This is a genomic window from Pseudoalteromonas sp. NFXS53 (assembly GCF_056629255.1).
Genome location: NZ_JBWVBR010000022.1, coordinates 30419 through 55949 on the forward strand (window position 1 = coordinate 30419; position 25531 = coordinate 55949).

The window sequence follows — 25531 nt, forward strand, 5'->3', positions numbered from 1 at the left end:
CAAGTTCGAATTTGTAATGAACTGTTGCAAATGTAATGAGCACCCAGCATGTTTTAAGTTGATAGTGCTCGTCGCTTATCTGAAAATCAGCTACAATCCGCGTCGTTATTGAATTTAGGAGTTAGGCGAGTGTTAAACGATAGCCAATGTGTTGAAGCAATTATTAGCTGTATTAAACAAGTTTTTGAAACAGAGCAGTACGCTGATAAAGCAATAGAAGCAGGTCTTGCTAACCAAGCTTTTTGGAATCAAGCAACCAAAGCTTATTATGTACAACATTGCTATGAGCTGATCCGTTATCATCGCCAGCTCAATACGGCACTTGATATCGACACCTCAGATGAGAATTGGCCATGGCTACACTTTGAGGCCTATCAACTGTTAAATGGCGTAGAGTTACCAAACTGGTCAGAATTTGCTGGTTTAGGAGTTGAGGCATTAAAAGCAAACCTTAATGAAGCTTCGCCTGCAGAGCAACAAAGTTATCCAGATTGGCTTTGGCAACGCGCAGAGCAAGAACTTGGTGATGATTGGGTTAATATCGCGCAGGCACTGAACGTACCTGCGAAACCTTACCTTCGTGTAAATACCTTGAAGACCGACGCTGCAACGTTACAAACGTCTTTGAAAAAGAGCCAATCAATCACCAAAGTACTTGAGCAAGACAACTGTTTAGAAGTTGAAGAATACGGCTATTTATTTAAATCAGATGCGTTCAGTAAAGGCTGGTTTGAAATGCAAGATGCAGGCTCACAGCAGATCGCACCATTACTCGATGTAAAACCAGGCCAGCGTGTTGTTGATGCGTGTGCAGGCGCGGGTGGTAAGAGCTTACATCTCGCAAATCTAATGCAAAATAAAGGCTACATCTTATCGATGGACATTCACCAGCATAAGCTAGATGCACTAAAAAAACGTGCAAAGCGTGCGGGTGTACACATGCTAGAAACGCGTTTAATTAAAAACAGTAAAACGATTAAGCGCTTAAAAGAAAAGTTTGATCGTGTATTGTTAGATGTGCCTTGCTCTGGAACGGGAGTTCTACGCCGTAATCCAGACGCAAAATGGCATTTACAACCTGAAAACATTGATACTCTGATCAGCTTGCAGGCCGAAATTCTGCAGCGTTACAGCCAGATGTGTAAAGTCGGCGGAAAGCTTGTGTATGCGACTTGCTCTATTTTTCCGAGTGAAAACCAACAGCAAGTTCAGGCATTCTTAGAGAACAATCCAAACTTTGAATTACTAGAAGAGTTAAACCTGCAACCAGGAATTAACTCTGAGTATGACGGTTTTTATGCCGCTGTATTAACAAAGAAAGAAATTTAAAAACCTATCTAACCTGAGCTCAGGTTATCTATACAGAGCCGCGATTAAGCGGCTTTTTTTGTGTTTAATAAAATAATAAATAATTAAGGCAAAAATTATGTCAGAACATGTTCGAGTGGGTGTCGCAGTTGTCATTATTCGTGATGGTAAAATTCTACTCGGTGAACGTATTGGGTCGCATGGCGCGAATACGTGGGCCACTCCAGGTGGTCATCTAGAAATGGGTGAAGAAATAGCGGCTTGTGCAATCAGAGAGACGCTAGAAGAGACTGGTTTGAAGGTTTCTGAAGTAAGTCAGTTAGGTTTTTCTAACGATGTATTTAATCCGTTAAATAAACATTATGTGACTCTGTACGTGGTGGCAAATGGTGTAGAAGGCCAGCCTGAAATCATGGAGCCAAATAAGTGTCTAGGTTGGCAATGGTTTGGGTTAGATGAATTACCGAAGCCATTATTCTTGTCATTAGAGAACTTTTTAAAGCAAGACAAACTGCAGACGTTAATTGAGAAGAAATAAGCTGAGGAAGGTAGCAGAGGAGTTGGGGTATATCTTTCAATAAAAACTTTTCATTCAAAATTTCTTCATTGAAACTTTTCATTTAAAGAATAGCTTGCTCCAGAAACGATAAAAGGGCCATAAAGGCCCTTTGGTGAAGTATCGTTCAAGTTAGTGTGGTTACTTTAACCCCTTAAAGCAACCAACCAATTGTTTTGCAAATTTTAGGGAAATCTCGTTAAGTTTCTAAGCTAGCGAGAGGAAAAACCCTGCAATTGCGGCGCTCATTAGGTTAGCCATTGACCCTGCTAAAACCGCCCTGAGCCCTAAGCGTGCGATATCCTTTCTTCGACTTGGCGCCATACCGCCAAGTCCGCCTAGTAAGATTGCAATCGATGAAAGGTTAGCAAATCCACATAACGCAAATGTGACAATTGCTTGTGTATGTGCACTTAACCCTTCTCGATAATTCATAAAGTCTAGATAAGCAACGAATTCGTTAACTACTAGCTTTTGTCCGATAAAACTACCGGCCGTTACAGCTTCGCTCCAAGGTACACCAAGTAACCATGCAACAGGTGCGAATACGTAACCTAAAATCTCTTGTAATGTTAGGGTCGGGTGGTCGAACCAAGCACCAATTCCACCTAACAAACCATTTAATAATGCAATTAATGCTACGAAAGCAAGTAGCATTGCACCTACGTTCAGTGCTAAGTGCATACCGCTTGATGCACCAGATGCAGCTGCATCGATCACATTGACTGGTTTTTCTTCATCAGACATAACATCTGATAAGTCTTGCTTTGGTGTTTCTGTCTCTGGCACGATCATTTTTGCCATTAAGAAGCCACCTGGTGCAGCCATAAAGCTGGCAGCAATTAAATATTTAAGCTCTACACCAATTGCAACGTAACCTGCCATAACAGAACCTGCTACGGTTGCAAGGCCACCTACCATCACAGCAAATAACTCTGACTTCGTCATGCTTGGAATAAACGGTTTTACAATTAAAGGTGCTTCCGTCTGTCCCACAAAGATATTAGCTGTTGCAGAAAGCGACTCCGGACGAGACGTTTTAAGCAATTTTTGTAAACCACCACCTAAAATTTTAATAACCCATGTCATTATGCCTAGGTGATAAAGCACTGCGACTAGCGCAGAGAAAAATACGATGACCGGTAATACTTGGATCGCAAAAATAAAACCAATATTACTGTCACTTTTTGCAAGAGAGCCGAATAAAAACTCGATACCGTCTCCTGCGTAACCAATTACTGCTGATACTTTGCTTGATAATTGGTCAAGTATGTTTCTGCCAGCTTCTGAAAATAGTACGAAACCACCGATAAAAAGCTGTAGTGCAAACGCCACCCCAACAGTACGCAAATTAATAGCTTTGCGATCCGTTGACGCTGCAAATGCAATACCCAGCAGGGCCATCATGCCCACTAGGCTCATTATTGTTGTCATGGTAAATTCCCGTTTTTATTCTTGTAGCAAATATTTTATCTTGCTTTTGATTATATCAATCGCCACGCGATTCATGCCACCGCGTGTAACCACTAAATCAGCTGAATGTTTAGATGGTTCTATAAATTGATAGAACATGGGTCTTACCGTTGCTTGATACTGCTCCACAACAGATTGTAGTGTTCGGCCTCGCTGCTCAATGTCTCGCTGCGTGCGACGCAGTAAACAAATATCAAGAGGCGTATCAATAAATACTTTTATATCAAACTCTTTACATAGCTCAGGGTCGCTGAGTAATAAAATGCCTTCAACAATTAATATTTTTGCAGGGTTAACCTGACGAGTTTCCTTACTACGAGTATGTTGTGCATAATCGTAACTTGGTACTTCTACAGACTGACCAGATCTTAATTGCTCTAAATGCGATTTAAGAAGCTCATGTTCAAATGCATCCGGATGGTCATAGTTTGTTTGTGTTCTATGCTCAAACGGTAAATGCGATTGATCTTTGTAATAGGCATCTTCTTCGATGATGGCAATAGAACCATCTTCTAGCTCATTTACAAGCTCGTTATAAATAGTTTGCGTAAAAAGAGATTTGCCAGATGCAGATGCACCAGCAATAGCTATAATTGTTCGTGTCACTAAAGTTCACACCCAACTGTTGATTCACTCGGAAGATCACAATAGCAAAAAAGACACGAATAATCTCTTTTGCTTCGCTTAGGGAGCAAATTTAGCGATTTTGATATTTCTGCGACAGGACTTATGTCCGCTTGCTAAAAACAGGACTTTTATGACATTTTCGTGACAATTGGCGTCTAGTTTTAAAAGCGGACTTATGTCCTGTACGCTGTTGTTAACCAACTATTAAAGTATTCAACACTGATTCGGAGGCAACTATTTTTTCTCCAGATTGGCATAAGTTAAGAGGTAAATTATGGCAAGAGCAATTATCCTGATGGCAGACAGCTTAGGCGTAGGTGCCGCTCCAGATGCAGAACAATTTGGAGACTTAGGAGCAAATACCCTTGCGCACCTTTTAGCTGCATATAAAGAAGATAAAGGAGAAGCACTTCCTTTACCTAACTTAACTAAACTTGGTTTAGTTGATGCTTGTGAAGCAGCGGGTAAAGAAGCGTGTGAAGTGGCAGAACGCTCAGCGCCAAAGGCGGCTTGGGGTTATGCAAAAGAGCTTTCAAGCGGTAAAGACACGCCATCTGGTCATTGGGAAATGGCGGGCGTACCTGTGTTGTTTGATTGGGGCTATTTTCCTAATACACAACCTTGCTTCCCTGAAGAGTTTGTTACTGAATTGTGCAAACGCGCCGAAATTCCAGGAATTTTAGGCAACTGTTACGGTTCAGGTACCGTTATTTTAGAACAACTGGGTGAAGAGCATGTAAAAACGGGCATGCCAATTTGTTATACCTCAGTTGATAGTGTGTTCCAAATAGCCGCACACGAGCAATCATTCGGCCTTGACAAGCTTTATCAAGTATGTGAAATCGCACGGGCACTGCTTGATGATATGAATATAGGGCGAGTGATTGCGCGGCCATTTATAGGCACTTCGAGTGCCGACTTTATGCGAACAGGTAATCGTAGAGATTACTCTGTGCTACCTCCTGCACCAACATTATTAGATAAGTTGGCGCAAGATGGTGGTGAAGTGATCAGCATTGGTAAAATTTCTGATATTTATGCCCATCAAGGCATTACTCAGAAACATAAAGCGCCAGGTTTGATGAATTTGCTTGAGAAAACCTCAGAAATCATCGACAGCGCGCCTGATCACAGTTTGATTTTCACAAACCTTGTGGATTTTGACGAAAAATTTGGTCACAGACGTAATGCAGTAGGTTATGCCGAGGCGCTAAAGCAATTCGATGATTACCTACCAACGATACTTAATAAATTACAAAAAGATGATTTATTAATTATTACGGCAGATCACGGCTGCGATCCAACAGCACCAGGTACAGATCACACGCGTGAATATGTACCGGTACTGGCTTATACACCGGGGATTGACAATATCGTACTCGGCGAACGACAAAGTTTTGCTGACATAGGTCAAACCCTTGCCCAGTGGTTTAATTTATCAACACTTGACTACGGCGACAGCTTTGCTGACGACCTGCTCAAGGCGTAAGAAGGAAAAGAGAATGAGTACTCCTCATATCAATGCGAACAATGGTGATTTTGCTGAAACGGTACTAATGCCCGGTGACCCTTTACGCGCAAAATATATTGCAGAAAACTTCCTTGAAGACGCTCGCCAAGTTACAGGTGTTCGTAACATGTTTGGTTTTACAGGCACATACAATGGCAAACCTGTAAGCATCATGGGTTCTGGTATGGGCATTCCGTCAATGTCTATTTATGCGCGTGAGCTCGTTGTTAGCTACGGCGTTAAGAACCTTATCCGTATCGGTACATGTGGTGGTATTAGCCAAGACATAAAAATTCGTGATGTCATTTTCGCACAAGGCGCAAGTACAGATTCAAATGTAAATCGCGCTCGAGTACGCGGTTATGACTTCGCAGCAATTGCTGATTTTGGTTTACTTGAAAACGGCGTTAACGCAGCGCGTAAACTAGGTATTGAAGCGAAAGTAGGTAATGTATTCACGACTGATACTTTCTACCAAGCTGATGGTTCTTTCTATGAAGAGCTGGACAAACTAGGTGTATTGGCAGTTGATATGGAAACTGCGGGCATGTATGGCGTTGCAGCTGAGTATGGCGCAAAAGCAATGGCATTATTCACAGTAAGTGACCATGTGATCACAGGTGAAGCAACACCAGCTGAAGAAAGACAAAGTACATTTAACGAAATGGTTAAGATTGCTTTAGAGTCAATCTAACGATTTTACAAAAATTTTTAAGTTGTTATTTGCTCGTTGGGTTTAGAGCAAAAAAGTTCCTTGGTAACGTAATCGCTGATTTTTGGAGACACGCCCAGAATGAAAGCGAATCACACCCCAAAAGGCCGCGCTGAATAGTGTGGCTTTTTTTTGCCTAAAATTTATGAACTGCTGAGTTTTTTGACATATCGGTGCTATCTGCCACATTTATAAATGTGTTGAACAAACAGAGTGGTTTTATGTCTCAATGGGTTAGTGGAAAAATTACTGAAATTAATTGGTGGACGCCAACACTTTTTAGCATCAAGGTTGCTGCAGATGTGTCCCCTTTTCAAGCTGGCCAGTTTACCAAGTTAGCGATGACAATTGGTGATAAGCGAATTGCCCGAGCTTACTCTTATGTCAATGCTCCTAAAGACCCTGTGCTTGAGTTCTACTTAACAGAGGTTGAAGGCGGTAAGTTGACGTCAGGTCTTGCTGAATTAGAAGTGGGTGGCAGCATCGATGTTGAGGCAAGAGCAAACGGCTTCCTAACTATTGAAGAATCACCTAAACGAGAGAGTCTCTGGATGATAGCGTCAGGCACAGGCATTGGGCCTTTTCTATCTATTTTGGCTGATGGTAAGGTTTGGGATAAATATCAGCAAGTCGTGCTTATTCATAGCGTCAGGTTTAATACAGATTTAACCTATCAAGACTTTATACATGCACACCAAAAGCTGTTTAAGCAATTTACTTATTTACCTCTAGTGACGCGAGAAATACCTGAAAATGGGTTACGAGGTAGAATTACTGACTTAATTCAAAACAATAAAATAGCAAAGTTTTTCAATCAAGAACGTTTACCTGAAGATTCTCATTTTATGATTTGTGGAAATCCAGAAATGGTAAAAGACTTGACGAAACTTCTCCAAACGCTCGGTTATTCAAGGCACCGACGTTCTGAGCCTGGTCATATATCGGTCGAACAATACTGGTAAGCTATGAAAAAAGGTTGAGATTTGCTAAGGTGCACAGGTTTATGCTGTATTTTTATTAGGTACTTATGAGATTTTTTAGTTTTATCACTTTGTTCTTTTTTTCATTTGCTATTAATGCAAATCCAGCCTTTGAAGAAAAGGCGACTGCACTCAGCAATATTAAAACAGCAGAAGAAAAAGCAGCTGAAAAAGTAATAGATGAATTAATTGTTGCCTATAATCAACAAAACATTAAATCATTCTTGGCTTTATATGCTGATGATGTAGAGTTCTACATGTACCCGCAAAAACTCATGTTTACGGGTAAAGAAGATTTAATCAAGCGTTATGGTTTGATGTTTAAGAAAATGAAATGCTTAAATGCTAAATCGCTAAAGCGAATTGTGCATGGCAGTATTGTTATTGATCATGAAAGCTCAGAAATTTGTACCCAGCAAGCAGGTGTAGTTGATAAGCGTTCTGAGTTTGTAACTAGCTACCAGATTGAAAAAGGAAAAATCAAAAAGGTGGTCTTTTTTAGGTAAGTAAAATGAGCAAAGACATGAGGATCCAGCTTCTTTACCGTGTTGAGCCCGGTTGTTTGGGTCCTGATGGTATCGATTATATCGAAGAGTTTTGTCAATTTGCAGTAAAGAAAATACCGCCTCCAAATTATGCTATTTTTTCTTTCGTGCCAAGATATGACAAATTACTCGATGAAAAAGAGTACTCTTTATTGAATCGCAAACTTACTCAAGGACAAGTTGATAGCTATTTTCAAAAAATAGACAAGCCGTTAGAAGAGTTTGAATCTCAAGTTGATGAGTTAATCGCATTCGCGGTTGATGCATTTTTTGATAGGTAAGTCTCTATAACTTGCCTTGAGGAATAAATGAAACTTTTTCTTTATTTAGCCTTACTTTTCAGTTTTAAGGTATCAGCATCAGAAACGCTTCATGTCGTGACTGAAGAGTGGTTACCTTATAACTATACCAATGCTGAAGGCCAGCTTGTTGGCCGCTCTACAGACAAAGTGAGAGCTGTTTTGTCTGATGCTGGTGTTGAATATAAAATCTCAAGTTACCCATGGTTACGCTCTATGCATTTGGCTAAGACTCAAGCCAATACCATGATCTACTCAATTTATCGAACTCCCGAACGAGAAAACTTATTTCACTGGGTTTGCCCGCTAATGGCCCCCGTTAAAGAGTATTTGTTTGCTTTAAAGACAAGAAATGATATTCAGCTCAATTCTCTCGAAGATGCTAAAGGGTATTTGACTTCTATCGTGCGCGGTAGCGTAAGTGAAGGGTATTTGACAGACGCAGGTTTTAAGCCTGGTTTAAATTTAGATTTAACTTCAGATCCCGGCTCAAGCCCTCGAAAGTTAGTTGCAGGTCGAGTCGATTTTATTCTTCAAACTGAATACACCGCCTCTGAAAGGATGAAAGAGCTCGGGTATGATTATTCTATGCTCAGAAAAGTCCTTGAGGTAAAAGAAATAGATAATCGCCGAGCTTGCATGGCATTTAGTCTTAAAACTGATAAAGCCTTAGTAAAGCGCGTTCAATTAGCGCTTGATAAATATAACAAACTTCATGGCGAGAGTTGAAAACATTGATTTTGCCCATACATAAAGCGTTATAAACTAATTCCGAGTGATAAATTATGAATCCAATTATTGCCATTCTTAAAGAACACAATATTGCTGATGAGCAGATTAATCAGCTATTTGAAGCACTAACAGAAAACCCACTTATGGCGATGGGGATTGTGCAACAGCTAGGTATCCCTCAAGAAAAACTTCAGCAGTTAATGGGTCTTGTTATGCAAAATCCAGGTTTGATTAAAGAGGCTGTAGAAGAGTTAGGTCTTGATTTTGCAAAAGTAGAAGCTGCAAAAGAAAAGCTGTCTAACCAGCAATAAAGCTTTAAAAGCGGGACTTGTCCCGCTTAAATCATATCTTCACTTTGTACAAATTAAGCTCCCTTTCTGAGTTTAATATGTTTTCAATTCTTTCCTTATTCTCTTCTTGCGCTTCAATGTACATTGCAAGTGAGTCTTCTTTATCTTTAAGCATATCTTGGCATGATACATAATTAGAAACTTGCTCGATGCCAATTAATCCGCAAACCCAGATACTAAACAGTACAACAACTATACCGCCAATCACAAATAGACCGGTAGACAGGTTAGTCACAGAAGCTGCAATAAAGACAGAAAAGACGACCAGTAGAGCAAATAATGATTCAGCTTTAATGAGATGAGCGACCTTGTTCGTTAGCCAACTGTGCCAAGGATGTGGTTCGTGGTTACACAGGTGAGTAATGTCTTCAACGTAGGCAATTCCTTTTACTTTATCTTCAATGTTTCTGAAGGTTTTGTAGTTTTGACTGGTAATTAAATAGTACAGCATGGTATTGACCTCGTCTGAGTTGGTACAAGTCATTACGCTGAAAACAGTGAAGCGATCGCTCTGATGAGGCTTTAAGTATAGTATTTGGTCAAGATTAAGATCTCGTGTTTTATGATTTGTAAATAATGCAGTACAAAAAATACTCAGTTTGTAGGCGCTGCGTGACTTAAGCCACGCAGCTCGATATTAGCAAAATTGCTGGATGAGTTTGGTTTGCTGCTCGATTTGACTTAACAGCTCTTGGCTTAAGTTATGAGAATGCTGACCATGTTGCCCACCTAAGTCGGCCAGTTCGCTTACGCTCTCAACATTAAGGTTGATTTGTTTAATAACCACGGACTGCTGTTCTATTGCAGCTGCAACCGAACGGTTAAGATCAGCCAGTTCGGTAACATGAGACTGAATGGTCGATAAGCTTTCACCATTCTTACTTGCAAGCTCCACACTGGTGTTAGACAAAAGGTTTCCTTGGTCCATCGAGCTGACGGCACTTTGCGATACATCGTTCAGCTCTTGGACTAGCTGGGTTATCTCTTCTGTTGATGCTTGAGTCTTTTGAGCCAATGCTCTTACTTCATCCGCGACAACAGAAAAACCTCTACCATGATCGCCGGCCCTTGCTGCTTCAATCGCGGCATTTAATGCTAGCAAGTTAGTTTGCTCAGCAATTGAATTGATGACATTCAAAATGCCATGGATTTTCTCATTCCCAGCAACCAATCTAGATACGGCTTGGTTAACTTCAGCTAAATGCTCATCTAAATGATGTATGGCATCGATGACTTTATCAACCGAGGATTTACCATCTTGAGTGTGTTGCTCTGAAGCCATTGCAGCGCGTGAGGCTCGTTCTACATTCGTATTTAACTCTTCGATGGTGACGGTGAAGTCTTGCATGCATTGCACCATTTGCTGAACTTCATTATTTTGTTTTTTTAATAGTTCAGAGACCTGTTGCCCACTTTGGGTATTTTTTTGTGCATTAATATTAACCCGAATTGATTCGTCATTGACCCGCCCAACAACTGCTCTAACTTTGGCTTGTTGCATTTTTATCGCTAAAGATAATGAACCAACGGCATCGTTATGCCCGGAATACAAGAATGACATAAGTGGATTGTCATACGCTGCTTTGGCTTCTTTGAGTGTATATAGGTAACGCTTACGCCATCTCAATTGCATGTATGAAGTTAACAACAGCAAAATAGCGAGTGCCAAAATGGCAGGAGAGAGGGTGAAGGCCAATGTCATAAAAGCAATAGCGCTTGATGCAACCAAACCATAAGTTATCCATTTGGTGCTATCGTAATAACGATTGGCGACTTGTCCGGCTTGTATTTTTTGGTATGCGCGTTGAGCACGCTTTTTAACTTGGTCGTCAAGATGAGTCCTGACAGATTGATACTCAATGATCTTACCCTGCTCATTTTTGATGGGCGTCACAAATGCATTCACCCAATAAAAGCGGCCATCTTTGCTCTTATTTTTAACTGGACCCATCCAAGAGTTACCAGCTTGGATCGTTTCCCACATATTGGCAAAAGCTGCTTTAGGCATATCATTGTGACGTACAAGATTGTGTGGCTGACCATACATTTCTGTGGTGCTAAAACCAGAGACATCACAAAAAGCTTCATTGGCATAGGTGATCCTGCTATTGGGATCTGTGGTTGAAAGTAGAACGGTTTCTTTTTTTAGTGTTATTTCTTGAGTGTGCCGTGTACTCATACTGGCATTCCATCCTGTTAATGCAAGACGGGCAATATAGTCAAATAAGGTTGATTTATAAACAAAATAACCTTGATAACTGACTTAATTTAGAGCTGATTTGATGAAGATCAGAAGGAGTTAATTAACTATAATAAACTCCCTTATTATTGTGTTAAATCAATTAAATTGTTTTAGTTTTGTGCAGTTTCAGTTGCTTGCATTCGTTCCGTTAACTTAGCTTTTATACCTTGCCATTGATCGTCAGTGATACTGAAAATTGCTGTATTTCTAAAGTTACCGTCAGGGAGTTTTCGTTGTTTGTATGCTAACCCTTCAAACCTGGCACCGAGTCGTGAAATGGCATTTCTTGAGACCCTATTTTCTTCATGAGTACAAAAGGTGACTCTTACTAAGTTTAAATCCTCAAATGCATGACTGAGTAATAGATATTTTGCATGGGTATTCACATGGGATTTTTGTGCTGACTTAGCAATGAATGTATGACCTATTTCAGCACTTTGATTGTGCGTATCAAGTCGAAATAATCGTGTTGTGCCAACGACAGTACCGCAGGTTTTATCTATGATTGCCATGACAATTTGTTCATTCTGGTTAAATTGTGCAGTGTTTTTAAACCACAAAGCTAACTTTTCTTCGTTCTCACAGTAATTGTTAAATACCCATCGCCAAATATCTGGGTGACTGCCTGCTTTAAAGAGGGCGTCTAGATGATTTTCAGTTAATGGCGTGAGCTTAACTTTCTCGGTCTCTAATGAAATGGGTTTTAACATCTTCGTAATTCCTTACAGTCGCAATGATCTCTAAGGGAAAGTTAGCTGTTATTAGGTGTAACAAATACAACCAGAGTCGAACAAACAACTAGACCAGTGTTAATAGTTTTTTATTATTGAGTTAATAGGTAATTTACGATTTAATGACAGTGCGTTGAGAAGATTAAGGATTGATATGACCCGCCTACTATTATTGTGTTTTTGTATGCTTTGGCACAGTGCCAGCACAGCAGAAATAGATAACTCAACGATCACCATTGCCATACAAGATGATATAAAACAGCTCTACTTTGAGTTTTTAGATAACAGAAACATTTTAGATATAAATGATTACAGCAGTCTAAAGGCTTCCCGCGATGTTGTTGAGCATGTGCTACTTGTTAAAGCAATTCGTATTGGTGGGTTTCACTTACCAATTAACTATATTCAAGTTGATCATCCGCCTCGTAGAATTAAATTGATGAAGCAAGGGGCAATACATTTAAGTGCGACTCCGCTTTGGTTAAATGAGATTAAACAGTTTGAGCATAAGTTGCATATTAGCAGCGCCGTGTTAGAAGCGGGTCGTGCAGAGGCAGGGCTATATACGCATAGCGACAATGTTGATGTGCTGTCAGTGAAGCAACCTGCTGAATTAGTAAAGTTAATCGCAGTTTCAAATCAAAATTGGCAGCATGACTGGCAAATACTTAAACAATTAAATTTTAATGGTATGTATCACACAGGTAAGTACACGACCATGTTAGATATGCTCTATAAAAAACGAGCTGATGTGATGCTAGGGCCTTTTCACAATTCTGATGATTTGAGCTTTAAACATAATGGGCAAACCTATTTACCAATCAAAAACTTGAAAGTTATTATGCCTGACAGTCGACATTTTCCGGTTTCGCGCTATACAGCTCAAAGTCAGCCTTTGATCAAAGCGCTTGAAAAAGGGCTATCAATTCTAAAAGAAAGAGGTGAAATTGAAAAAGCGTATCGCCAGTCAGGATATGTAAATGATAAGGTGAGTAGTTGGCAGATTATTAATACTCCTTCCAAGTTATAGTCAATTCGACATTTAGGTAGCAATAAGAGGTTCAGGCATATTTTATACTCTTTTATGATGATTCAATTTTTCAGTAAGACAGAGCCATGCAACCTTTAGAGATTATTTTTAGTGATGGCAAAGCCAAATATGTGCAAATTATTGACCTATACCGCAGTGCAATTCAGTCAGGTTCATTGTTACCTGGCACAGCGCTTCCGTCAGCCAGAGTACTTTCTCAGTATTACCAAGTAAATCGTCACACTGTGATGAACGCTTTACAGGGCTTAGTTGCTGAAGGATGGCTAATCTCCTTACAAAGAAGTGGCTACGTTGTAAGTGAACATTTACCAATTGAGTCGAGTGAAAAATACACGAAGCAAAGAACAATAAAACCGTTTGAGTACAATTTTTCAACGCCTTTTCAACAGATAAGTGAAGTCGACCTTTCAGCTTTTGACTATGTTTTTGCTGGTGGCTTGCCTGATTTATCTGCTTTTCCTAAACAGAAATTTAAACAATCTTTGAGTATGGCCGCGAGGCAATTCAACGCCCATGACATGCATTATTCAGAGAGTGCAGGATTACCCTCACTAAAGCATCAAATTTTGCGATACCTAGGTCAAGCAAGAGCGCTTAATGCAGATGATTTGCTTATCTGTAATGGCTCTCAAGAAGCTTTATACTTGGTTGCAAAAGCGTTTATCAATCAAGGTGACTTTGTCGCCATTGAAACCCTAGGCTACCCGCCTGCAAGACAGGCATTCGAAAGTTGTGGTGCAGCATTAGTTGATATTGCACAAGATGAGCAGGGGATATGTGTCGATGACTTAGAAGCCCAGCTAAAACTCAGGAAAATAAAGCTACTGTATTTAACGCCATTACACCAATACCCGACCACAGTGACATTACCCATAGCTAGGCGCCTAGAAATTTACCGGTTGTGTTATCAATACGGTGTGCTGATCGTTGAAGACGACTACGATCATGAATTTCACTATCAGTGTCGACCTCTTCAGCCAATGGCGGCAGATGACCCCGCGGGTATTGTGATTTATATATCGACCTTTTCAAAAATAATGTGTGCGGGTGCGAGACTCGGCTATTTACATGCTGCCAAGCCTGTTTTAGCGCATTTAAAAGGGTTAAAAAAGCTCATTAATCATAAGAATGACGTCTTTACTCAACTGGCGGTCGCGCACTGGATGGAGACAGGAGAGTTTGAACGTCACTTAAAGCGCATGACTAAATCATATAAAGCGCGTTGGCAGGCAATGAATAGTACCCTAAATGCTTTAAAAGCGCGGGGCTTAAACCTCTCATTTACCAAGCCTGATGGCGGTATGGCATTTTGGCTAAACTGCCATCAAGATGTGGTTGCGTTAAAATTAAGAGCCAGAGAAAAAGGCATTTATTTTCAATCGGAAGAAGAGTTTTATCACCCTAATTCAGTCCGTTCTTTAAAACCAAATGATGGTGAGGTAAGTCATATTCGTTTAGGGTTTGCTTCACAAACAGGTGAGCAAGCAGAAGCCGGTATATACAAAACCTTTTCAGAGCAATTATAACTCACTCAGTTTTTAGGTTATGGATCGCCAACACTGCATTTTTAATGTCTTTTAAGTCTGCTTGCATGGTTTTTTTAAGCTGTTCTGTCATGAATCGTGACATGAGCTTTCCCATAATTTTTGCAAACAAGCTTTGTGGTACTCCCGTAAACCCCATAACAAGCTCACATTGACCTGTGCCTTCGATAATTTTCATCTCAGAGTAATAATCGCAACCATGATTTTGTGCTTTGGTCTTATAGAATACATTGGTTTGTGACTCTGTGATCCACATTGTCTCTGTGGCATCTTTACCAAACATGGATCTGGTTTCTTGCCATTTTAGTCCTTTTAGCCCCTCTTTAGGTTGCTCAATAATCACTAGATTTTTTATGGCAGAAATATGCTGATGGGCATGGCGTATATCGCTAATGACACGCCATACTTGCTCTTTTTTTGCTGGAATAATAATGGACTGTTGAACGTTCATAAAATTCTATGCTTTATCTTTTTTGTAAAGCATAGATTTAGATTGTCGATTTTTCACGTTACAAAAGCGTTATCTTTGAAGCGAGAATATCACTGTGCTTTAGCTGATGTTTTGTGACGTATAAGCTGGTATTTATCGCCATGCAAGCGCAGTTCATATAGTTTATCGTATTCATCTTCCTCAATGTTCACTCGATGCCCTGAAAGCAGCTTCACAAGTTGAGGCGTTGTATTGCTGTGACCTACTACCACGGCTACACCATGTAATAACTTTAACTCACCTGCAAATTGTACTAATTCCCTAGGATTATAGCTTTGGACTTTTAGCGATGTTGCTTTTGCCAGTGGCGCGATGGTTTGTTGAGTTCGGTTGTAATTAGTACTGAAAAGCTGTGCTGGTTTGGCTGACAGAAGTTGCTTGGCAATGTTATTGGCTCTGAGCTTTCCTTTATCCGTTAATGACGGATCACTACCACTGGCTTTTTCACTGTGGCGTAATAAAAAGATTTGCTCTGGTTGTGCCATAAGTTGACTCGAAAAGAGCAAAGCGATAACCGCTAATAAACTGAACTTCATTTTTATACTCCTTAATCTCAGTTTAGATACCGTTGTTAATTCTCACATTAACAGTCTATTACTTCATTTCAATGACTTAAGCATTTTTTAATGACACAAATTGCTTAAGTAAAAAGTGTCCGATGCGGACACTTTTATCGTCCGCGGACAAGCGTACAAGAACCTAAAAATAGATAACCGCATGAAAATATTGGGTTTTAAAGTTTGGCACAGTCTTGGTATCTATTTAGACATAATAAGCTCAGGAGCTAGACAATGATTTTAACGACCGCTTTTTTTGTATCACCCCTTTTGATGTTGTTGATGTCATTACTTATCAGCTGCACCGAGCAATTTTTGAATCAATAAGGAATGAGTATGATCAGAGATACCAGTGGCCAAGATCAAATGGTTCAACATAAGCCTAAAAAACTAAAACCTGTACTGTTGATTGCTGGTGTGCTGTCGCTTGTTACTTGGGCAGGCTACGCCATGATGAATACCGATAATGTCAGTCAGTCTGTTGATAAAGCACAGCTACAAATTGCGACGGTCATTAAAGGAGACTTGGTCAGAGATATAGCGGCAACAGGTAAAATAGTTGCTGCTAATGCACCAAAAGCTTATAGCCCAGAGCAAGGCTTTGTTACGTTGCAAGTGAAAGCAGGTGACAGTGTAGAGAAGGGACAGGTGATTGCAGAGGTTGAAAGCCCAGAGCTTAACAACAGTTTAAAGCAACAAGAATCAGAGCTTGCTAGGCTTCAAGGCGAACTTGCCAGAAGTGAGCTAGAAGCAAGGCGCCAAACATTGGCTCTAAATAAAACTTTAGATATGGCGCAAGTTGAGTTGAGTGCCGCAGAGCGTGAAAACCGCCGAGCAAAATTGTCAATTGAGAAAAGCCTGATCAGTCAAATTGATTTAGAAAAAGCAGTCGATGATTTAGCCAAAGCTAAGCTGACCTTTAAACATGCGCAGCAAGAGGTTGAGCTCGCCAAAGATACCTTAGCGTTTGAGTTACAATCATCGCAAAGCCAAGTTGCTAGACAGCAACTGGTGGTTGATGAACTTCAAAGAAAAGTCAGTAACTTAAATGTAAAAGCCAGTGTGTCGGGGATTGTTGGTAACTTGCTGGTGCAATCAAAAGCTATGGTGACTAAAAATCAAGCCTTACTCACTTTAGTCGATTTGTCCGCTTTTGAAGCAGAATTGCAAGTGCCAGAGAGCTATGCCAATGATTTAGGGATCGGCATGCAAGTAGAGCTGAAAATGGGGACTGAGTTAGTTAAAGGTACTTTGTCTGCGATTTCGCCAGAAGTGAATAACCGTGAAGTAACCACGCGTGTGCGCTTTAACCAAAGTGATATTAACAATATTCGACAAAACCAGCGTTTATCAGGGCGCATCTTATTAGAAAGCCGCAGCGATATATTAATGGTTAAACGAGGTGCTTTTATGAATGCAGGCGGCTACGTGGCTTACAAGCTAAATGGTGAACGTGCAGAACGCATCGAAATTAACACCGGTGTCACCAGTATTAACCATGTGGAAGTGCTAAGTGGGCTTACACCAGGCGATGAAATCATCATTTCAAATTACGACACATTTAAAAATGCCGATGCCGTATTGTTGAGATAAGAGCTGCCGAGATAAGTATTACAGAGATAACAACAAGCACATTTAGGCATCATCAACAGAATATAGACCGAATTAAAAAGGAAAGAACAATGTTAAAAATGAATAATATCAGCAAGATGTACCAAACAGAGATGGTTCAAACACATGCTTTACGTGACTTTAATTTAAATGTTGAAGAAGGTGAGTTTATTGCGGTAACAGGCCCGTCGGGCTCAGGTAAAACCACCTTTTTGAATATTGCGGGTATGTTAGAACCCTTCACTGGCGGTGAATACTTATTGGATGGTATTGATGTTGGCAAACTGAATGACAATCAACGTGCGGACTTACGTAACCAAAAGATTGGTTTTATCTTCCAGGGCTTTAACCTCATTCCAGATTTAAACTTGTACGAAAACGTTGAAGTGCCTTTACGTTATCGCGGGATCAAAGCGGCTGAGCGCAAACGCAGAATAGAGCAGTGTTTGGAGCAAGTGGGGCTAGCAAGCCGCGCTAAGCATTTACCTCAGCAACTCTCTGGCGGTCAGCAGCAGCGTGTTGCCATTGCTCGAGCGCTGGCTGGTGAACCGCGTTTTTTATTAGCCGATGAACCAACAGGTAATCTTGATAGCTTAATGGCACGTCAAGTTATGGAGCTACTTGAACAAATTAACCGAGATGGCGCCACCATTATCATGGTAACGCACGACGCAGAACTTGCTCGTCGAGCACCGCGCAATATTCAGGTAGTAGACGGCCAACTTGCTGATTTTACGCTATATCAGGGTAATCCAAATATGGCAGTAGGAGCTTAATATGTTCAGTCATTATATAGATTTAAGTTGGCGGAGCTTTAAACGCACGCCATTAGTAAGCCTGTTAATGGTAATTGCCATAGGAGTTGGTATTGGTATTACTATGACCAGCTTGTCGGTTTACCACATGATGTCGATGGACCCTATTCCTGAAAAGAGTGACAAACTGTTTGCGGTACAACTGCAAAGCATGGATGAAGGAGAAAGCTGGTGGTCACCTGACAGCATGCCATACCAGTTAACTTATCGTGATACTGAAAATTTATTAAACGCGGATTTACCATTTAAACGTGCAGCTTTGATGAAAACCGGTTTTTCGGTGCACTTAAACTCAGATAAAGTGAAACCATTTTTAGAGCAAACACGCGTGGCGTCAAGAGATGCATTTGATATGTTTAATCTGTCATTCATCAATGGCGGCGTGTGGAGCAAAGAGCAGGAAAGTAGTGCAGCTCCAGTCGCTGTAATCTCTCAAAGCATTAGCAACAAATTATTCGGTACGAGTAATAGTGTAGGGGAAACCTTTTATCTTGATGATTTAAGTGTGCGTGTTGTCGGGGTGATCGAAGACTGGAAGTTACACATAAAATATTTCGACCTAAACAATGGCTCTTTCAACAAACCAGAGCATATTTTTATTCCGTTTTCATTGATCAAAGCGAGTGAAATAGACACTTGGGGAAACACCAATGGATGGAAACATGAACCTGTAAAAGTGTTTAACGACAAGCTGCAATCAGAAAAGTTTTGGTTACAGTTTTGGGTAGAGTTAAACAATGCCTCTGAAAAACGTGCTTTTGAAGCGTATTTAGAAAATTATATTTCTGAAGAAAAGAAAGCTGGACGTTTTACGCGCGAAAAAGCCGAATATAAGCTTAGAGATGTAAACCAGTGGATCAGTTACTGGGAGGTAGTGAACGAAGATAACAAGATTATGGTCGCACTGAGCTTTATGTTTTTGGCGGTGTGCTTAGCTAATATTCTTGGTCTTTTACTGGCGAAATTCTTACGCCGAGCGCCAGAAGTGGGCGTGCGACGAGCACTTGGCGCAAGTAAGAAACAAGTGTTTTTTCAGCACATTGTTGAAGTTGGCATGTTGGGACTTTTTGGTGGTGTTATTGGCATTATTGTGGCGCAAGTTGGTCTATTTGGTATACGTCAAAGCCTGAGTTATTACGATGCACTCGCGAATATGGACATTTCAATGCTGATGACCGCGCCGTTAATCGCCATTTCAGCATGTATTATCGCCGGTCTTTACCCCGCTTGGTTAGTATGTAACACCACACCAGCTACTTATCTTAAAACCCAATAGGAGCACTGACATGTTAGAAATTAAACCTATTTTCAATGCCTTGTTACGCTCCAAAGTGGGGGCAGTGTTATTGCTAATTCAAATAGCGATTACTACAGCCATTGTTAGCAATGCAGCTTTTATCATTAAAGACAGACTCGATTATTTAAACCAGCCAACGGGGTATGAAGAAGAAAATATTTTTAAGTTTAACGTAATGACCTTTGGCACTGACGTTGATTTAATCCAACAGGTAGATTTAGATGAGCAGATGCTCAGAGCCATGCCGGGTGTTGTTGATGCTGTTCAGATCAGTGCTGTGCCACTGTCGGGGGGAGGTTCGTCAACGGGTTTTAGATTAAAACCCGTACCAGAAAAGTCAAAATCGGTTAATGCCAGTTACTTTGAAACAGACGAGCACGGTTTAAACACCTTAGGTGTTAACTTAATTGCAGGTCGCAACTTTACTGAAGATGAAGTGGTGTTGAATAGAGACTATAGTAAATTCCCTAAAGTGGCGTTGGCAACTAAAGCATTGATGGACGAGCTGTACCCTGGTGAAGATGGGCTAGGAAAAGTGATTTATACGGGCGACCAGCCTTTAACAATTGTCGGTATTATCGGCATGATGAAAGGCCCTTGGTTGAAACTTGAAAACCGTAAAGATAAATCTGTATTACTACCGACAGTAAGCCCAGGTAAGCTTCATCAGTTTTTAGTTCGCACAGAGCCAGAACGCCGCGCAGAGGTAATGAAGCAAATTGAAAGTGCGATGCATTCAAATTATGCAAAGCGCGTTATTCAAGACTTAACGGGTCTGGATGTTAAAAAAGCAAATTATGTTGCTGAAGACCGTTTAATGATGCGCATGTTAATCGTACTTATCAGTGTATTGGTTCTAGTGACAGCTTTAGGTATTTTTGGCCTTACCTTGTTTAATATTAATAAGCGCACGAAGCAAATTGGTACAAGACGCGCGTTAGGAGCTCGCAAATCAGCGATTATCAGCTATTTTGTTGTCGAAAACAGCCTAATTTGTATTGCAGGTTTAGTATTAGGGGTATGTGGTGCAGTGTTACTCGGTCAACAGCTTATGGCGAATTACTCAGTCCCTGCGTTATCAAACTGGTATGTTGCAATCACAGCCGTTGCAGTTTTTGTGATGAGTTTATTAGCGGTGATTGGGCCAGCAAGACGTGCGGCTAATATCGACCCAAGTATTGCAACACGAACAATTTAACTTCTAAATACTCAACCTCTTAGTTCGTGCTACACTCAAGCCTTTGGTGTAGCACGAATAATAAAAAGAAAATACATGGATAAGATACTCATCATTGACGATAACCAAGCTGTACTCGATGCGTTATCGCTATTGCTCGAAATACATGGTTATGATGTTGTGACAGCACACACCCCTTTCGAAGCCGAGCAAGTTGTTCGCTATCAACGTATATCCCTAGCTATTCAAGACATGAACTTTACCGCTGACACCACATCGGGTGAAGAAGGCAAGAATCTCTTTTATCAACTGCGTGCACTCAATGCACACTTACCCATTATTCTGATCACCGCATGGACAGAGCTTGAAACCGCCATAGAGTTAGTGAAAGCGGGTGCCGCAGATTACATTGCTAAGCCTTGGGATGACAATAAATTACTGACCAGCATTGCAAACCTGATTGAATTGGGTAAAGCCAAACAAGACAACGATACATTTAATCGGCAACAAGATGAGCGACACTCAGTACATGAACAGGCAAATCTAGCTGGCCTTGTGTATGCGAGCACCGCCATGGAGCGAGTGGTCGATATGGCATTGCAACTGGCTAAGTCTGATGTGTCGGTATTGATCACAGGACCAAATGGTAGTGGTAAAGAGCGAATTGCCGAAATTGTGCAGCTAAATTCTGCTTTGGCAGATAAACCCTTTATTAAGGTAAATGCAGGCGCATTGCCCAGTGAGTTAATCGAAGCTGAGCTATTTGGTGCAGAAGCGGGTGCCTACACAGGCGCCAATAAACAACGCATTGGTCGTTTTGAAGCTGCGGATGGTGGCACGTTATTTTTAGATGAAATTGGCAATTTGCCGCCCTCAGGGCAAATGAAATTACTCAGGGTGTTGCAAACAGGTGAGTTTGAACGCCTAGGCTCAGTGCAAACACAAAAGGTCAGTGTACGGGTTATTTCGGCGACTAATGCTGACTTATTACAAGACATAAAAGCTGGCAGGTTTCGAGAAGATTTATATTACCGACTGAATGTCATAGAGCTCAGACTGCCTCCATTGTGCGAACGAAAAGACGACATCGTTCCACTTATAAAACACTTCTTGCCAGAGCGAGAATTTGGATTAGCCACTGAGCAGGCTTTGACTAGCTATGCTTGGCCGGGAAATGTCAGAGAGCTTGAAAACGCTTGTAAGCGTGCTGCTGTTCTAAAGCCAAATGGTGCACTGGAATTTACCGACTTTGGTTTACACCAAACACAAAATGTAACGCTTCCAAACTCAAATAAAGAACCTGATAAAGATGAAATAGAGGCGGCAATGCGTGAGTATCATGGGGTTGTTGCCAAAGTAGCAAGGCATTTTGGTCTCTCACGACAAGCGCTATATAGACGTTTACAAAAATTCGATATCGACTATTAATAAAACTAAAACGTTAACCTTTATGAAATCACTCACAGCTAATCTTAGTACTCGCCATAAATTGCAGTTAGCAACAATGTTAAGTGTTGTGTTGGCGTTAGTGCCTATACTACTTGTGCTAGGCGCATCAAGTACACTCAGCCTGATTAGTTTGAGTTTAGCCGTTGTCCTCGCTTGGTTTGTGAGTGGCCTAATTACTCAACCGGTTAACTCAGGTATTAAAGCGTTAGAAACGGGTTTGTTGAATTTCAAAGATGGTGAGTTTTCGAGTTTACTTGCATATAGTGAAGACGATGAACTTGGGCGTTTGTGTCTTACTTACAATCAAACCGCCGAGCAGCTTAGACAAGAGAAGCAATGGATTTATCAGCGTGAATTGATGCTCGATAAAGTGTTGCAGTCTTCACCGCAGGCGCTTGTTTTAATAGATAGTAATAACCATGTGGTCTTCAGTAATCACAGTGCCAAACTGTTATTTAATTGTGAGCAGAAACTTGAAGGTCTAACTCGCAATGAACTCTATGCTTTTGGCAGTGAGCAAATTCAAAATGCGATGGAAGCAGGTAGAGATGGGCTATTTCACCTAAAGCACGCACATTTAAAACAGAGTCAATTAAATCAGGATGATGAAACACAAACTTGGCACCTCTCAACCGGACAGTTTTTATTAAATAACCATAGCCACCGTTTATATATTTTTAAGCAACTGACTCGTGAGCTGAGCCGTCAAGAAGTGGCGGTATGGAAAAAAGTCATACGCATTATTAGTCATGAACTGAATAACTCATTGGGCCCTATGTCTTCTATGTTACATAGCGGAAAATTACTGACACAAAACTTCGATGATCCAAGGCTCGGGCGGGTATTTTCGACCATGCAAGAGCGCATAAATCACTTGAATGAGTTTGTTCAAGGTTACGGCAAGTTTGCCAAATTGCCTCAACCAAAACTCGAAGCAATTGATTGGTCGAGTTTATTGAACAGTGTTAAGCAAGAGTGGGCTTTTAGTATTGAAGGGGATATCCCAAACGTTGAATGCCTTGCAGACAGAGTTCAGCTAGAGCAGCTTCTTATTAATTTGCTTAAAAACGCGCACGAATCGGGCTCAGAAGCAGAACAGATTAAAGTAAAAATTGAACCTAAATCTCAAGGTACATTACTCAGCGTGAGTGATGCAGGCAAAGGAATGAGTGAAGCGGTTATGGCAAGTGCACTCGTACCATTTTATTCAACTAAAGCCAGTGGTAGCGGCTTGGGGCTCGCACTTTGTCGAGAAATCGCAGAAGCCCATCATGGTCAACTGAGTTTGCATAACCGAGGTGATGGGAAAACGGGCTTAGTTGTTCAGGTGTTTTTCCCAAATTAACTACATTTTAGTTTAGTTGATATTTGTTTCCTTAGGTTTGCAATCAGAGGGCTTTTCGAGCCAATACACGGTATTAGAAATAACCACAATACTACCTGATACCACAAAGCTAGCTGCAGTCACTAAACCATAACTAGCCATTAATAGCGCACATGCCTCATTTGAGCAATTTGCCATGGGGATTGCTTCTTCGAGGGCTAACACCTTCTTTTTACGCATAACATTACATTTTTCATCATAGCTATGTACGTTTTCTGGTACGTAAACGCACCCCGCTAATAGAGTCAAAAGTAGCGCTGAGATAAGCGTTCTCATATGCATCCATGTAATTCCAAAGAGTAGATTGGCAAGTGTATGTCATCGAGTACCTAAATACTGTAAGAAAATGTTTATGAGTCGGTATAATCTGAAGAACAGAGATATAATCAAACTATATATAACAATCAGAGACATACTTGTGTTTAAAAAGCTTAAAGCATTATTAGCTGATTTCAGTAATGAACTACAGCAAACCAACAAGCCTGAGAATTCAATTGATTTTAATACTGGGCTTGCAGCTCTGTTAGTTGAAGTCATGCGCGCTGACAGCAAAATTGAGCAATCGGAACTCGATAAGATTGCCGAAATTTTAAAAACACAGTGTGAGCTAGATGAAAGCCAGGTTAAAGTTCTGATAGATAAAGTAAGACCTATGGTTGAAGCTGCGCTAGATTTGCACCAATTTGTAAAAGAAGTGAATGCGAAAACAAGCTACGAAGAACGTATGGAAGTGATCGAGTTGTTATGGCACGTTGCTTTTGCAGATGGTCATTTAGATGATTATGAAGATCACATCATTCGTAAAATATCGAGTTTGATGTATGTTGCACATGTAGACTTTGTGGCAGCTAAAATACGTGTGCAAGAGAGTTTAGATATCTAATCAAGTTTACTTTGCAAGTTTGTTTAGACTCTCAGCCTTCAATCATGATGCACTCATATCAATTTAACTACCTCACAAAAAGAGCAAAATAAAATACTGTTTTTATATACAGGGTTTTGTTTTTGACGCATAACATTATTACAGCGCGTTTTGTCCAATTCTCACAATTAAGCAAAATTGGACATTCTAAACTCATGTTTACAATGAACTTTTCTTGTGTGAATATTGGGACACGTAATATAGCCCGTTTTGTCGGTATTTATTCAGGCAATTTGGGAGAGAATAAGCTGTTATGCGTCATTTCAATTCACTGTATTTAAAACGGTTTTTACGTCAGGTCTTTTCTTCAAATTAGCTTTTAGGTACAGTGGTGCAATTAAGTTTTAAGTTGGTCTTGGCTTTTCGTTTTTCAATTTAAGCTGTGACCAGAATCATCATTCACCAGTCGAACGCTTCTTTGCAATTTTTGGTTTGGTGAGTGTTTTTTAATTTTAAGTTTGGCTTATTAGTGCAGGCGCAAGCGCTTCTAAATTTGCGTGTCAACGCATAACAAGGTCGTCAACGCGGACAAAAAACTGTTGGCTGTTACGCTTCGCTTCACATTTTAGCCAACAATTTTGCCGGTTACAACGGCGTTATGCGTCACTATAAATCGCTGTCTTTAAAACGGCTTTTGCTTCAAGCCTTTCTTTCAAATCAGCTTTTAGGTACAGTGGCGTAATTAAGTTTTAAGTTAGTCTTGGCTTTTCGTTTTTCAATTTAAGCTGTGACCAGAATCATCATTCACCAGTCGAACGCTTCTTAGCAATTTTGAGTTTGGTGTGTGTTTTTTAATTTTAAGTTTGGCTTATTGGTGCAGGCGCAAGCGCTTTGAATTTTGAGTTTCAACGCATAACAAAGTCGTCAACGCGGACAAAAAACTGTTGGCTGCTACGCTTCGCTTCACATTTTAGCCAACAATTTTTTGCCGGTTACAACGGCGTTAGCACTTCAAGGATAGTTTAGCAATTATGTTGATAATTCAGACACGCGTACAAGGTTTACTCAACAGGTTGTATACAATGTCCATTCAATACTTTTGGTTCATTGCAGTAGGGTTAATCTTTGCCATGTTCACAGGAATTTATCCGAAAGACATGGTTTTGCTTTTTTTCATTTTGATAATCTCCATAGTGCTTTTCACCATCTGGTTATTCGTTTTTAACTCT

At 40.5% G+C, this 25531-nt stretch carries 26 protein-coding genes; 18 read left to right on the forward strand and 8 right to left on the reverse strand.

The genetic code is table 11. From position 1 onward, the window contains the following. Positions 1-129: 129 nt before the first annotated feature. A complete protein-coding gene (locus AC1HJP_RS18795) occupies positions 130-1329 on the forward strand; it encodes an RsmB/NOP family class I SAM-dependent RNA methyltransferase (protein WP_480363099.1) in 1200 nt (399 codons plus the stop codon). A 97-nt stretch (positions 1330-1426) separates the two neighbouring features. Further along, the gene (locus AC1HJP_RS18800) at positions 1427-1846 is read left to right on the forward strand and encodes a nucleotide triphosphate diphosphatase NUDT15 (RefSeq protein ID WP_480363100.1); all 420 of its coding nucleotides are present in this window, start codon (positions 1427-1429) and stop codon (positions 1844-1846) included. Positions 1847-2071: 225 nt separating this feature from the next. Here the strand turns inward: AC1HJP_RS18800 and AC1HJP_RS18805 are convergent, their stop codons facing one another. Beyond that, positions 2072-3298 (reverse strand): NupC/NupG family nucleoside CNT transporter, encoded by a 1227-nt coding sequence (locus AC1HJP_RS18805; RefSeq protein ID WP_138481334.1) that lies wholly within the window; start codon positions 3296-3298, stop codon positions 2072-2074. 15 nt (positions 3299-3313) lie between these two features. After that, positions 3314-3943 (reverse strand): uridine kinase, encoded by a 630-nt coding sequence (gene udk, locus AC1HJP_RS18810; protein WP_058032252.1) that lies wholly within the window; start codon positions 3941-3943, stop codon positions 3314-3316. A gap of 295 nt (positions 3944-4238) precedes the next feature. On the opposite strand from udk, the gene AC1HJP_RS18815 reads away from it, so the two are divergent. From AC1HJP_RS18815 to AC1HJP_RS18845, 7 genes are all read left to right on the forward strand, one after another. Beyond that, positions 4239-5453 carry a phosphopentomutase gene (locus AC1HJP_RS18815; protein WP_480363101.1) on the forward strand — a complete coding sequence of 405 codons (1215 nt, stop codon included), beginning with the start codon at positions 4239-4241 and terminating at the stop codon, positions 5451-5453. Positions 5454-5466: 13 nt separating this feature from the next. Then, the gene (gene deoD / locus AC1HJP_RS18820) at positions 5467-6168 is read left to right on the forward strand and encodes a purine-nucleoside phosphorylase (protein WP_058032254.1); all 702 of its coding nucleotides are present in this window, start codon (positions 5467-5469) and stop codon (positions 6166-6168) included. Between the two features lie 239 nt (positions 6169-6407). Beyond that, positions 6408-7148, forward strand: coding sequence for a ferredoxin--NADP reductase (locus tag AC1HJP_RS18825; RefSeq protein WP_480363102.1), 741 nt, complete (start codon positions 6408-6410; stop codon positions 7146-7148). Between the two features lie 65 nt (positions 7149-7213). Then, positions 7214-7672 (forward strand): nuclear transport factor 2 family protein, encoded by a 459-nt coding sequence (locus tag AC1HJP_RS18830; protein WP_480363103.1) that lies wholly within the window; start codon positions 7214-7216, stop codon positions 7670-7672. Positions 7673-7677: 5 nt separating this feature from the next. Then, a complete protein-coding gene (locus AC1HJP_RS18835; RefSeq protein WP_480363104.1) occupies positions 7678-7992 on the forward strand; it encodes a hypothetical protein in 315 nt (104 codons plus the stop codon). 27 nt (positions 7993-8019) lie between these two features. Beyond that, complete coding sequence (locus tag AC1HJP_RS18840) at positions 8020-8739, forward strand: substrate-binding periplasmic protein (protein ID WP_480363105.1); 720 nt, start codon at positions 8020-8022, stop codon at positions 8737-8739. Positions 8740-8795: 56 nt separating this feature from the next. Next, positions 8796-9053 carry a DUF2999 family protein gene (locus AC1HJP_RS18845; protein WP_480363106.1) on the forward strand — a complete coding sequence of 86 codons (258 nt, stop codon included), beginning with the start codon at positions 8796-8798 and terminating at the stop codon, positions 9051-9053. A 31-nt stretch (positions 9054-9084) separates the two neighbouring features. Here AC1HJP_RS18845 and AC1HJP_RS18850 read toward each other — a convergent pair whose 3' ends face one another. The 3 genes from AC1HJP_RS18850 to AC1HJP_RS18860 all read right to left on the reverse strand — a co-directional run bounded on the left by AC1HJP_RS18850 (position 9085) and on the right by AC1HJP_RS18860 (position 12044). Then, on the reverse strand, positions 9085-9543 hold the full coding sequence (locus tag AC1HJP_RS18850) for a hypothetical protein (protein ID WP_480363107.1): 459 nt from the start codon (positions 9541-9543) through the stop codon (positions 9085-9087). Between the two features lie 186 nt (positions 9544-9729). Next, positions 9730-11271, reverse strand: coding sequence for a methyl-accepting chemotaxis protein (locus tag AC1HJP_RS18855; protein ID WP_480363108.1), 1542 nt, complete (start codon positions 11269-11271; stop codon positions 9730-9732). Between the two features lie 173 nt (positions 11272-11444). Continuing rightward, the gene (locus AC1HJP_RS18860; RefSeq protein ID WP_480363109.1) at positions 11445-12044 is read right to left on the reverse strand and encodes a GNAT family N-acetyltransferase; all 600 of its coding nucleotides are present in this window, start codon (positions 12042-12044) and stop codon (positions 11445-11447) included. A gap of 175 nt (positions 12045-12219) precedes the next feature. Between AC1HJP_RS18860 and AC1HJP_RS18865 the strand changes: the two genes are divergently transcribed. Continuing rightward, a complete protein-coding gene (locus AC1HJP_RS18865; RefSeq protein ID WP_480363110.1) occupies positions 12220-13095 on the forward strand; it encodes a hypothetical protein in 876 nt (291 codons plus the stop codon). 86 nt (positions 13096-13181) lie between these two features. Next, on the forward strand, positions 13182-14642 hold the full coding sequence (pdxR, locus tag AC1HJP_RS18870) for a MocR-like pyridoxine biosynthesis transcription factor PdxR (protein WP_480363111.1): 1461 nt from the start codon (positions 13182-13184) through the stop codon (positions 14640-14642). A gap of 1 nt (position 14643) precedes the next feature. Here the strand turns inward: pdxR and AC1HJP_RS18875 are convergent, their stop codons facing one another. Continuing rightward, positions 14644-15111 (reverse strand): SRPBCC family protein, encoded by a 468-nt coding sequence (locus tag AC1HJP_RS18875; protein WP_480363112.1) that lies wholly within the window; start codon positions 15109-15111, stop codon positions 14644-14646. 89 nt (positions 15112-15200) lie between these two features. After that, positions 15201-15686 carry a SixA phosphatase family protein gene (locus tag AC1HJP_RS18880; protein WP_480363113.1) on the reverse strand — a complete coding sequence of 162 codons (486 nt, stop codon included), beginning with the start codon at positions 15684-15686 and terminating at the stop codon, positions 15201-15203. Between the two features lie 357 nt (positions 15687-16043). Between AC1HJP_RS18880 and AC1HJP_RS18885 the strand changes: the two genes are divergently transcribed. From AC1HJP_RS18885 to AC1HJP_RS18910, 6 genes are all read left to right on the forward strand, one after another. Then, positions 16044-17300 (forward strand): efflux RND transporter periplasmic adaptor subunit, encoded by a 1257-nt coding sequence (locus AC1HJP_RS18885; RefSeq protein WP_480363114.1) that lies wholly within the window; start codon positions 16044-16046, stop codon positions 17298-17300. A gap of 89 nt (positions 17301-17389) precedes the next feature. Then, positions 17390-18094 (forward strand): ABC transporter ATP-binding protein, encoded by a 705-nt coding sequence (locus AC1HJP_RS18890; protein ID WP_058032267.1) that lies wholly within the window; start codon positions 17390-17392, stop codon positions 18092-18094. 1 nt (position 18095) lies between these two features. Then, positions 18096-19409 (forward strand): ABC transporter permease, encoded by a 1314-nt coding sequence (locus AC1HJP_RS18895; protein ID WP_480363115.1) that lies wholly within the window; start codon positions 18096-18098, stop codon positions 19407-19409. A gap of 10 nt (positions 19410-19419) precedes the next feature. Beyond that, positions 19420-20628 (forward strand): ABC transporter permease, encoded by a 1209-nt coding sequence (locus AC1HJP_RS18900; protein WP_480363116.1) that lies wholly within the window; start codon positions 19420-19422, stop codon positions 20626-20628. Between the two features lie 75 nt (positions 20629-20703). Then, positions 20704-22035 (forward strand): sigma-54-dependent transcriptional regulator, encoded by a 1332-nt coding sequence (locus AC1HJP_RS18905; protein ID WP_480363117.1) that lies wholly within the window; start codon positions 20704-20706, stop codon positions 22033-22035. Between the two features lie 22 nt (positions 22036-22057). After that, a complete protein-coding gene (locus AC1HJP_RS18910) occupies positions 22058-23401 on the forward strand; it encodes a sensor histidine kinase (RefSeq protein ID WP_480363118.1) in 1344 nt (447 codons plus the stop codon). Positions 23402-23413: 12 nt separating this feature from the next. On the opposite strand, the gene AC1HJP_RS18915 is transcribed toward AC1HJP_RS18910, so the two are convergent. Next, positions 23414-23716, reverse strand: a complete 303-nt coding sequence (locus tag AC1HJP_RS18915) for a hypothetical protein (RefSeq protein ID WP_480363119.1) — start codon at positions 23714-23716, stop codon at positions 23414-23416. 142 nt (positions 23717-23858) lie between these two features. Here AC1HJP_RS18915 and AC1HJP_RS18920 point away from each other — a divergent pair, with 142 nt between their 5' ends. Continuing rightward, positions 23859-24323 (forward strand): tellurite resistance TerB family protein, encoded by a 465-nt coding sequence (locus AC1HJP_RS18920; protein WP_240721992.1) that lies wholly within the window; start codon positions 23859-23861, stop codon positions 24321-24323. The last annotated feature ends 1208 nt before the right edge of the window (positions 24324-25531 follow it).